General features: G+C 27.1%; 9 protein-coding genes. 1 reads left to right on the forward strand and 8 read right to left on the reverse strand.

Annotation, left to right across the window (positions count from 1 at the left end; translation table 11 throughout):
* The 5 genes from bioA to ATH_RS07665 all read right to left on the reverse strand — a co-directional run bounded on the left by bioA (position 1) and on the right by ATH_RS07665 (position 8,100).
* Positions 1 to 1,275 (reverse strand): adenosylmethionine--8-amino-7-oxononanoate transaminase, encoded by a 1,275-nt coding sequence (gene bioA, locus ATH_RS07645; protein ID WP_066181407.1) that lies wholly within the window; start codon positions 1,273 to 1,275, stop codon positions 1 to 3.
* Positions 1,272 to 3,203 (reverse strand): ABC transporter substrate-binding protein, encoded by a 1,932-nt coding sequence (locus tag ATH_RS07650; RefSeq protein WP_228140838.1) that lies wholly within the window; start codon positions 3,201 to 3,203, stop codon positions 1,272 to 1,274. The genes bioA and ATH_RS07650 overlap by 4 nt, the downstream gene beginning before the upstream one ends.
* A gap of 47 nt (positions 3,204 to 3,250) precedes the next feature.
* Entirely contained in the window at positions 3,251 to 4,783 is a 1,533-nt protein-coding gene (gene purH, locus ATH_RS07655; RefSeq protein WP_066185647.1) for a bifunctional phosphoribosylaminoimidazolecarboxamide formyltransferase/IMP cyclohydrolase, read from the reverse strand.
* An 81-nt stretch (positions 4,784 to 4,864) separates the two neighbouring features.
* Complete coding sequence (purL, locus tag ATH_RS07660) at positions 4,865 to 7,078, reverse strand: phosphoribosylformylglycinamidine synthase subunit PurL (RefSeq protein ID WP_066390138.1); 2,214 nt, start codon at positions 7,076 to 7,078, stop codon at positions 4,865 to 4,867.
* 62 nt (positions 7,079 to 7,140) lie between these two features.
* Positions 7,141 to 8,100 carry a L,D-transpeptidase Cds6 family protein gene (locus ATH_RS07665; protein WP_066181393.1) on the reverse strand — a complete coding sequence of 320 codons (960 nt, stop codon included), beginning with the start codon at positions 8,098 to 8,100 and terminating at the stop codon, positions 7,141 to 7,143.
* 76 nt (positions 8,101 to 8,176) lie between these two features.
* Between ATH_RS07665 and ATH_RS07670 the strand changes: the two genes are divergently transcribed.
* Positions 8,177 to 9,367, forward strand: coding sequence for a peptidoglycan DD-metalloendopeptidase family protein (locus ATH_RS07670; protein WP_066181391.1), 1,191 nt, complete (start codon positions 8,177 to 8,179; stop codon positions 9,365 to 9,367).
* A gap of 2 nt (positions 9,368 to 9,369) precedes the next feature.
* Here ATH_RS07670 and ATH_RS07675 read toward each other — a convergent pair whose 3' ends face one another.
* The 3 genes from ATH_RS07675 to ATH_RS07685 form a co-directional block, all read right to left on the reverse strand.
* Positions 9,370 to 9,579, reverse strand: a complete 210-nt coding sequence (locus tag ATH_RS07675) for a hypothetical protein (protein ID WP_066181389.1) — start codon at positions 9,577 to 9,579, stop codon at positions 9,370 to 9,372.
* Positions 9,580 to 9,692: 113 nt separating this feature from the next.
* Positions 9,693 to 9,980, reverse strand: a complete 288-nt coding sequence (locus tag ATH_RS07680) for a YciI family protein (protein ID WP_066181385.1) — start codon at positions 9,978 to 9,980, stop codon at positions 9,693 to 9,695.
* A 19-nt stretch (positions 9,981 to 9,999) separates the two neighbouring features.
* Positions 10,000 to 10,380, reverse strand: a complete 381-nt coding sequence (locus ATH_RS07685; RefSeq protein ID WP_066181383.1) for a hypothetical protein — start codon at positions 10,378 to 10,380, stop codon at positions 10,000 to 10,002.
* Positions 10,381 to 10,388: the final 8 nt, after the last annotated feature.

Genomic DNA, 10,388 nt, shown 5'->3' on the forward strand with positions numbered 1-10,388 from the left:
TTAGCTCTTCTTTTCTAAACTATATATAGCTTTTACCATAGTTTTACATATTTTTTTAAGCTCTTTTTCTTTGATTGTATAAGATACAATAGAGTAAAAAAGTTTTCCAAAAGGACGAATCCAAATACCATTTTGTACACAAAAATCTTGAAGTTTAGCTGCATAAATATTATCTTTTAATTCAACAACTCCGATACTTCCAATAACTCGCACATCTTTTACAAAATTATTATCTTTTAAAACTTCTAACTCTTCTTTAAATATTTTCTCTATTTTTTTAACTCTTTTTTCCCAATTTATCTTAGTAAAAGCTTTTATAGCAGCATTTGCAACACTACATGCAAGTGGATTTGCCATAAATGTTGGTCCATGCATTAGAACTCCAATTGAACTATTTGAAATTGTATCACTTATCTCTTTTTTTGTAAGCATTGCAGCCATTGTCAAAGTTCCACCTGTTAATGCTTTTCCAATAGTTAAAATATCTGGTCTAATATCTGTATGCATAAATGCAAACAATTTCCCAGTATGTCCAAATCCTGTTGCAACTTCATCAAAAATCAATAAAACACCATATTTCTCACAAAGTTTTTTTGCTTCATTTAAATATTTTGGATTATATATTCTCATTCCACCAGCACCTTGAACAACAGGCTCTACAATAAAAGCAGCTACTTGTTCATGATATTTTTCTAGCTTATTTTCTAAATCTTTTATAGCAAAAGAATAATCTGCTTCAAAACCTAAATTTGGAGTTTCTACAAAGATATTTTGACTTAAATAATCTCCATAAAGTGAATGCATAGAATTTTCTGGATCACAAACACTCATTGCTCCTAAAGTATCTCCATGATACGAGTTTTTTAAAGCAATAAATTTTGTTTTCTCTTTTCCTTTTGACTTTTGATATAAAATAGCTGTTTTTAGTGCAACTTCAACTGATACTGAACCACTATCACACAAAAATAGAGATGGATATCCTGTCATTTTTACTAAACTCTTTGCAAGTTTTACTGCTGGTTTATGAGTTAATCCTCCAAACATAACATGAGGCATAATTTTTGCTTGTTTTTTTATAGATTTATATATATCTTTATTGTTATATCCTAAAATTGCACTCCACCAAGAGCTCATTGAATCTATTAAAACTCTTCCATCTTCTAAATATATTTTGCAATTCTTTGTCTTTTTCACAGCCAAGATTGGTGTTTTTGTTGGCAAAGAGTTATATGGATGCCATATATGTTTTTTATCAATTTCTAAAATATTTTTCATTTTTTAATCACATCTAAAACTATTGTTAGTTTAGCTCCTTTATATTTTTTATTTTTATATTCAAAATCAATATTTTTCATAAAAATTTCACCTTTCATATGTTTAGTTACAATTTCACTTGACATATATAGCCCTATTCCTGTACCACTGTACTGATGTTTTGTAGTAAAATATGGTTCAAATACTTTATGCAATATATCATCTTCTATTCCTAAAGCACTATCTATAAACTCAATATACACTTTTGAGTTCTTTTCTATTAAATTTATAATTATTAATTTATCTTCAATATTCTTTTGTGTCAAAGCATCTTTTGAATTATTAATTGCATTTATAAATACTTGAATAAGTTCTGTTTCATATCCAAATATATCTATATCTTTCTCTTCAAATATAAGTTTTATATCACTATTTTCAAAGCTTAATTTAGAAAGCTCAATACTTTTATAAATAGATTTACTTAAACAGAATATATCTTTCTCCTTTCTTGGTCTAAAAAAGTCTCTAAAATCATCTATTGTTTGTGAAAGATATGTTGCTGTATTAAGTATTTGTTCAAGAGCTTCATTTAATTCATCTTTTTCAAGCATTTTAAGATCATTTTTAAGCTTTATCATACTTGCTCTTGTACTGATTATTGATAAAGGCTGTCTCCATTGATGAGCTATATTCTCTATCATTTGTCCCATTGATATCATTTTTTGTTGTTGTGCTAAAATTCTATCTTTTTCTAAATTTATCTCTAGCTCTTTTTTGATTCTATTTGCTAATTTTTGATTCATTATTTTTAATCTATTTGTCTTTATTTTTACTAGATTCTTGAGCTTTTTATTTACTTTTGTTATAAGGTATTGTCTATATACAACTAATATTGATAAAACAAAAATAACAATTATCATATTCCAAATAAATGCTAAATCTATTTTTTCTATAATATTTGTAATTATCCATCTATTAAATTTATTCTCTTCTTTTGTAAAAATAAAACCATCAATATTTGAATCCTTTGGAACTAAACCTAAAAGATTATATAAATCAAAAATTCTTTGAACTTTATCTTGCTTTATCTCTCCTAATTTACTTCCATTTAAATAGGATAGATATTTCAACTCATTTGCTTCAAATATAAGCTCATCTTTTGTTAAGTTTTGTCTATTATATTTTTTTAAAATTAAATCAACACTTTTTTCTATATTATTATAAGCATATTCCCAACCTTTTAGTGATGCTTGTTTAAAATTATTAACACTTTTATAATTATGTTTTACAAAATTAATATTTGTTATTAAGAAATCACTATACATATCAAAACCATAATCTTTTGGATAAAAGACATTATATTTAATACTATTTTTTTGAAGTATATATGGTGATTTTGAAGTATATGCTGAGATAATATCTACTTTATTATTTATTAAATCATATATATTATGTGTATGTTCTATAAATTTCATAGATTTTAGATTTACATTATTTGAAACCATCATAGCTTTTAATGATATCTCATTTTCATCATCTTTTGTTGCCATTATAGTTTTGTTTTTAAATTTAAAAATAGAATCTATTCCAGATTTTTCTGTTGTTAATAAAATAAGTGGACTTGCTTGAAAAATTGAATAAAGTGCAGTTATATTTTTATATCTAGTTTTTTCTAGAATTAAATTTTCTCTTCCTATTGAAAAATCAACAATATTTTCATTTACCATTTTTGGTATATTTAATCCAAATTCAAAAGGAATTATCTCTACATCTAAACCTATATCCTCATAATATCCCATCTCTTTTGCCATATAATATCCAGCAAACTGAAATTGATCAAACCAAGATAATTGTAATGTTACTTTTTTTAACTCTTTTGAATATATATTTGTATGTAAAAGTAAAAGAAAAATATATATATAAATCTTATGCTTTATAGAAAAATTCAATATATGTTCCTTTATAAAATTATTCATATCCTAAAAGGATATGAATTTTAATGTAAGAAGTGTCTAATTCCTGAGAAATAAAGTGCCATTTCATATTCATTTGCAGCTTCAATAATTTCATCATCTCTAATACTTCCACCTGGTTCAATAACACATTTAACACCAGCTTTTTGTGCTTCATCAATACTATCTCTAAATGGAAAAAATGCTTCACTTGCCAAAACTGCTCCCGTAACATCAATTCCCATATCACTAGCTTTTCTTAAAGCAGCTTTACTAGCATCAACTCTACTTGTCATTCCCATTCCAACAGCAAGCATAGCAGAATTTTTAACATAAACTACGCAGTTTGATTTAGTCAAAGATGCAATTTTATAAGCAATTTCCATATCTTTTATCTCTTGCTCACTTGCAACTCTTTTTGACATAAGTTTAGAGTTTCTAACTTCATCTTCTAAAACTTTATCTGATTCTTGATAAACAAATCCACCATCAACTCTTTTAAAATCAATATCATCATTAGCTAATTCTAAATATTCTGTATCTTGTGCAAATAGTTTAATTCTTTTTTTACTTTCAAATACTTCAATAGCTTCAGCTGTAAAGTTTGCAGCAAATACAACTTCTAAGAAAATTTCATTCATCTTTTGTGCTAATTTTTTATCAACAGTTCCATTTACAGCAACTACTCCACCAAAAGCAGAAACTGGATCGCATCTTAAAGCTTCAACATAAGAATCAAATAGTGTTTCTTTTATAGCAAATCCACATGGATTTCCATGTTTTACTATACAAACTGCCTTATCTTTCCCAAAAGATGCAGCAATTCTTGCAGCTCCACTTATATCTCCCATATTATTAAAACTAGGTTCACCTTTTACTATTTTGAATTTATTAGAAAATTGCTTATCAAACTCATATAAAGCACCTTTTTGATGTGGATTTTCACCATATCTTGTATCAAATACTTTTGAACCAACAATAAATTGTTTATCTCCAAAACCATTATTAAATCTTTTATTCATATAATTTGCAATCATAGAATCATAAGAAGCTGTATGCTCATAAGCTTTAATCATTAGATCTCTTCTAAACTCAAGCGTATTTGTATTGTTTTTAAGATTATTTAAAACTAAATCATAATCAATAACATCTGTTACAATAATAACTGAATCAAAGTTTTTAGCAGCACTTCTTACCATTGCTGGTCCGCCAATATCTATATTTTCAATAATCTCTTCGAAATCATTAGTTTTTTCTATTGTTGCTTTAAATGGATATAAATTTACACAAACAAGGTCAATACCTGTAATTCCAAGCTCTTTCGCCTGATCTAAATGTGATTGTTTATCTCTTCTATGTAAAATTCCACCGTGAATAAACGGATTTAGAGTTTTTACTCTTCCTTCAAAACACTCAGGAAATTTTGTAACTTCATTTGCTTCAATTACTTTTATTCCTTCATCTTTTAAAACTTTATATGTTCCACCTGTTGAAATAATTTCATATCCTAAATTTACAAGTTCCTTTGCAAAATTTACAACACCACTTTTATCGCTTACACTAATTAATGCTCTCAAAACTCAATTCCTTTTTTTTCTTGATTTTTAAATATAAAATAAAAAAAGTCAAACCTTATGGTCTGACTTTTAAAAGATTTCTTAGTTATCTTGTTCTATAACTTCTCTGAATTTATTAAAATAGATATCACTTACTTTATCTAGCTCTTTATAGATATCATTGATGATTATCTTATCTCCTCCTGTTTTACCTATTGCTATGCAAGTAATATTATTTGAAGAAGCAAGTTTTTCAAAAGTTTCACAATTTTTTAGTTCAACTTCAACTATTGCTCTACTTAAAGACTCAGCAAAGATATCTTTTGATTCATTTAGTGATATATTTGCTTCAACTCCAATTTCTCCAACTACTGCCATTTTTGCTAAAGCTACTGCAATTCCACCAACATTTACATCTTTTGCAGATTTTAAAAGCTTAGCTTTATTTGCTTCAATAACAGTATTCCAAAGTGCTAATTCTTTCTCAAAATTTACTTCTGGATGAGTACCAGCTACTTTTCCAAATAGTTTTTTAAGATATAAACTTCCACCAAATTCAGATTTTGTATCTCCTAAAAGATATAATATATTTCCACTAGCTTTAAATTTTGAAGTTAAAACATTTTGTGAACATTCATTTACTCCAACCATAGCAATTGATGGTGTTGGGAAAATACTTACACCATTTGTTTCATTATATAAAGATACATTTCCACTAACAACTGGTGTATTTAAAGATTTACAAGCATTCTTAATACCTTCACAAGACTCTTTAAATTGCCACATAACTTCAGGATTTGTTGGATTTCCAAAATTTAAACAATCTGTAATAGCTTTTGGAACAGCTCCACTCATAGCAACATTTCTTCCACTCTCCATAACAGCTGCAGCTGCACCTAATTGTGGATTAATATAACAAAATCTTGTATTACAATCAGCACTCATAGCTAAAGCTCTTCCTGTCTCTTTTACTCTAATTGAAGATGCATCTAAACTTCCAGGACCTTTAATTGTATTTGTTTGCACCATTGAATCAAATTGAGTATAAATCCAAGATTTATCTACAACTTCCATATCACTAAAAATTTTATCAAATGCAATTTGATTTGATATCTCTTTATCCATAGATATATTTTTAATAGTCTCTAAATATTTTGGTTCAGATATTGGTCTATCAAGCATTGGAGCTTCTTCAGATACAGGTTGAACTGGCATATCAGCTACTTTTTCACCGTGCCAAAATAATTCCATATTTCCTGTATCTGTAACTTCACCAATAACAGCAACATCTAATTCCCATTTTTCAAAAATATCAATAACAGCTTGTTCACAACCTTTTTTAGCACAAATAAGCATTCTTTCTTGTGATTCGCTAAGCATAAAATCGTAAGGAGTCATTCCCTCTTCACGTGCAGGAACCTTATCAAGATGCATAATCATACCAGAACCACTTCTTCCAGCCATTTCAAATGAACTTGAAGTAAGACCTGCTGCTCCCATATCTTGAATTCCAACAATTAAATCAGTTTTAAATAACTCTAAACAAGCTTCTAAAAGTAATTTTTCTGTAAATGGATCTCCAACTTGAACTGTTGGTCTTTTGCTTTCACTATCTTCATCAAATGCTGCACTTGACATAACTGCACCACCTAATCCATCTCGTCCTGTTTTACTTCCTACATAAATAACAGGATTTCCTATTCCTTCAGCTTTTGCATAGAAAATCTCATCAGCCTTTGCAAGTCCAAGAGTAAATGCATTTACAAGATTGTTTCCAGCATAACACTCTTCAAAACTTGTTTCTCCACCAATAGTTGGAACTCCCATACAGTTTCCATATCCACCAATCCCAGCAACAACACCTTTTAAAAGATATCTATGTTTTTTTGAAGTTTCACTATTTCCTTCTATTGAAGCAAATCTAATTGAGTTTAAACTAGCAACTGGTCTAGCTCCCATTGTAAATACATCTCTTAAAATTCCACCAACACCTGTTGCTGCTCCTTGATAAGGTTCTATAAAACTTGGGTGATTGTGTGATTCCATTTTAAATACAGCTGCATATCCATCACCAATATCAATTACTCCAGCATTTTCTCCTGGACCTTGAATAACCCATGGTGCTTTTGTAGGGAAACCATTTAAATATTTTTTACTTGATTTATATGAGCAGTGTTCGCTCCACATTGCAGAGAAGATTCCTATTTCTAAATAATTAGGCTCTCTTCCAAGAATTTTTTTAATATGTTCAAATTCATCTTTAGTTAAAGAGTGTGCCAAAGCTATCTCTTCTATACTCATCTCTTTTTTTTGCATTTTTCGCCTTAAATTTTGGAAATTTTAAGGCGATTATATCTAAAAAAGAATTAAAATAGTTTTTAATCCTCGTTTAAAATCTTTATTTTACCATTTATCACTTCTAGATATAGTTCTTTTTTACCAATATATTTAACTGCTGGACTATAATACTCTTCATCCATAACAACTCTATATAAATTTTTACCTAAAGAGTTTGGATATGGACTTATATCAAAGTTAAATAATTTAATAATTTTATCCTCTTTTTTAGCAAATATATTTCTTTTTTGTGCAGAGAAAAATTCAAAATCAGTTTTATCTATTCTTTTAAAATCTTTTGAATAAAAAGATAAATATGTTTCAAGATCTGAATCTTTCCAAGCATCTTTCCATTTAAAAATTGAACTTAGTATAATAGCTAAATCCTCTTTTTTAGCCTCAATCAAATCATCATGACTTGTTAATAAAACAGATTTTCTAAAATCAATACTTGATTCTAAAGTTTGTAACTTATCATTATTTATTGCTAAACATCCTTGTGTAAAAAGCTCTCTATTTCCATTTAAAGGCATACCATGTATCCATATTCCATGTCCTTTTTTATTTAAACTTCTATCAAAAGAGTTTGGATATGAAGTTACAAGAGCAAAAGGTCCATAAAACTGATCTAAACCTGTTCTTTTTTGTGTTAAATCATAAGCACCTTCAGGAGTTTTAAGATCTCCTTCAAATACTTTGTCACCAGCTTTTTCTCCAATAATCATATTATCATTTGATAGCTTTATAAAATTTGTTCCTTCTTTTTTATAAAGTGCCATATCTTTACTATGTTTTGTTGCAACAATAATAAAGTTTTTATTTTCATAATATCCAAATCTTGTATCTAGTTTTTCAAGATATTTCATCCAAGAATCTTTTTCTCTTAATTCAGTTTTTAATTCATTTTCAACACCACTTATTCCCTCTGTTTTATAAATAGTGAAATAATCTTTTGCAAAAAGAGTTATTGCAAAAAAAGTAAAAAATAGTATTTTTTTCAAGGGTAGCTCCGTATAGTTTTAAGTTAGGTGATTGTATAATGTTTGTCCTAATTTTTTGATAAAAGAAGAGCTGTTTATGTTTAAAAAAATTATATTATTGTTTTTATTATCTTTTAATACACTTTTTTCATCTCAAGTAGAAGAGTTATTATGGCCAAAAGGAGATAGTTTCTTATCATTTCTAGAAAAAAATGATATTCCTCTAAGGCTTTTTTATAATTTAGATAAAGAGGATAAAGAACTTTGTAGTGAGATTCAATCTGGAAGTAGATTCTACTTATATTCAGATAGTGAAGGTAATTTTCAACAAGTTTTAATCCCTGTATCAAATGAAATTCAACTACATATTTATAAAGACGATGATGAGTATAAATTTCAAACTCTTCCTATAAACTATACAGAAAAAACAGAATTAATAGCAGTTCCTATAAATGAATCTCTTTCAAGCGATCTTCAAAAAGCAACTGGCGACATTGCAATACCTGCACTTATAGGACTATTATTTAAGCATAGTCCAGTTGATTTTAAAAAAATGAAAAAAGGTGATTATGTTGTTGTTGAATATACTCAAAAAGTATATTTGGGTAAACTTTTAGGTTTACCTAACATAAAATCTGTAATGGTTGAAATAAATAAAAAACCAAATTATAGATTTAAAAATGAAAAAGATGAAAAATACTATGATGATAAAGGAATTTCATATACAAAAACTTACCCTTTTCAAATTCCTTTAACTTATACTAGAATATCTAGTCCTTTTCATAATAAAAGATATCATCCTGTCTTAAAAAGATATAGAGCTCACCTTGGAACTGATTTTGCAGCTCCAACAGGAAGAAATGTTTATGCAGCTTCTGATGGTAGAATAAGCTTTGTTGGAAATAGAGGTGGTTATGGTAAAACAGTTATAATTAATCATGCAAATGGATACAAAACTCTTTATGCTCATCTTAGCCGTTATGCTTCAAATGCAGTTTCTGGAAGAACTGTAAAAAAAGGAACTTTAATAGCACATGTTGGTTCAACTGGTGTTAGTACTGGTCCTCATTTACATTTAGGTTTATATAAAAATGGTGTAGCAGTTGATCCTATGAAAACATTAAAAAAACCAAAAGTTGAAGTTTTAAGTAAAAAAGAGAAAGATATTTTCATGGCAAATAGTAAAAAAACCATTGAATTATTTAAAGAAAAAATTGATCTAAATGAACAAATAAATCCTGAGAAATTAGATAGAATTTATGATAGAACTATAATAAATCTATTCTAGCTTTATTTATCTTCTAAGTTATTATTACTCTTTTTAAAGAAGCTCTCTATAAACTCTTTTTTTTGAGTTTTATTTACTACTTTTGTCTCTTCTTTTGAGTTCTCAAGCTCTTTTCTATATTTACGATCTTCTAAATATACATATGTTGAGATAAAAGTTAATAATATAAATATACTAGCGATTACTGTATAAATTATTATATTTTCTCTCATCCCATAATATCCTTTTAGTTAAGTTATATTTCTTTCTTATAACTATGTATTCTCTCTAAAAATAGATATTATTAAACTTAATTACTCATTTTTATTTTTGTAAGTGTGTATTTTTAGCTATTTGCTAATAGTTTTATAGGAACTATTTGTATATTATCATAATCCCAAACTTTATTTATAACATAAACTTCATTTTCAAGCCATTTTTCAAGTTCATCATCACTACTAAAATCTACAAAAAGTGATGAACCTACCATTTTATCATTTTCTATTAATGCACCTGCATTTATAATCTTTTTTTCATTCATTAATTTCTTTGTATTTTTTACATGTTCATCTCTACAAGCCATTCTTCTATCAAGAGCATCTTCATAATCATATGCGATAACCAAATATTGCATTTTATTCCTTTTTTTAAATTTAGTAAGTTGACAATAAGAACAAACTAGGATATAAAAATACATTTAAATATTTTAAAGTTGCTCCTATTTTAACATCAATTGGTATTATTGAATTTAGTTCTTCACCTTTTGAGATTTTATTCATAATTGATAATTTAAAAGCAATATCAACAAACTTTAGCACAATTATAGAACTTAAAAAAAACCCAAAATTATTTAAAGTAACAGCTAAATATATAGTATAAATAAATGAGCTATGAAGTATAAAATATAAAAAAATATTTCTTTTATATATAGTAAAATTATTCTTTAATATTCCATATAGTGTGTCAGATTTTTGCCAGTTTGTTTCAAAAAGTTCAATAGCAATAAAAAATATAAATAGGTAGAAAATTGTCATTTATAAAT

The organism is Aliarcobacter thereius LMG 24486, from assembly GCF_004214815.1.
Taxonomy (GTDB): domain Bacteria; phylum Campylobacterota; class Campylobacteria; order Campylobacterales; family Arcobacteraceae; genus Aliarcobacter; species Aliarcobacter thereius.

What these genes read in the sequence shown, in the direction of transcription:
- bioA (WP_066181407.1), bottom strand. Translation starts at nt 1,275, where the DNA reads ATGAAAAATATTTTAGAAATTGATAAAAAACATATATGGCATCCATAT.
- purL (WP_066390138.1), bottom strand. Translation starts at nt 7,078, where the DNA reads ATGCAAAAAAAAGAGATGAGTATAGAAGAGATAGCTTTGGCACACTCT.
- ATH_RS07680 (WP_066181385.1), bottom strand. Translation starts at nt 9,980, where the DNA reads ATGCAATATTTGGTTATCGCATATGATTATGAAGATGCTCTTGATAGA.
- ATH_RS07675 (WP_066181389.1), bottom strand. Translation starts at nt 9,579, where the DNA reads ATGAGAGAAAATATAATAATTTATACAGTAATCGCTAGTATATTTATA.
- ATH_RS07670 (WP_066181391.1), top strand. Translation starts at nt 8,177, where the DNA reads ATGTTTAAAAAAATTATATTATTGTTTTTATTATCTTTTAATACACTT.
- ATH_RS07685 (WP_066181383.1), bottom strand. Translation starts at nt 10,380, where the DNA reads ATGACAATTTTCTACCTATTTATATTTTTTATTGCTATTGAACTTTTT.